Origin of the sequence: Sphingomonas sp. 67-41, assembly GCF_001899725.1 — a bacterium.
In the GTDB taxonomy this organism is placed as follows: Bacteria; Pseudomonadota; Alphaproteobacteria; order Sphingomonadales; family Sphingomonadaceae; genus Sphingomonas; species Sphingomonas leidyi.
In genome coordinates this window covers 32,551-32,843 of sequence record NZ_MKWJ01000029.1, presented here as the reverse complement: position 1 = coordinate 32,843, position 293 = coordinate 32,551, and the positions used below count along the sequence as shown (strand labels likewise).

Genomic DNA, 293 nt, shown 5'->3' with positions numbered 1-293 from the left:
TTCAATGGTCTCGAATCGTCTCAAACGGCGGTTAATTTTATAGCGCATAAATAAAGGGTTGTGATGAGACGAGACACCATCTGCAAACATAAGATAAAACAGGAGGACTTAGGGGGCACGGGGAGGCCCGCAGCCTTGATGCGATCCGCACAGTCGGAACGGGTCCAGCCCCATTCTCGCAGAGGGTAGCGGCATTCGAACAGCGCGTTCTCGATGGTTGAGGCATGAGCATGACGGCGGCTATCGGCAGGCGAGATGTCGTAACCGATGAGCCGAACGACCTTTGAGCCTGC

The 293-nt window shown here is 54.6% G+C and carries 1 pseudogene; it reads right to left on the bottom strand.

Annotated features, from left to right (window positions below):
• Positions 1-20: 20 nt before the first annotated feature.
• Positions 21-293, bottom strand: a pseudogene (locus tag BGP17_RS20430) (hypothetical protein); the annotation flags it as partial.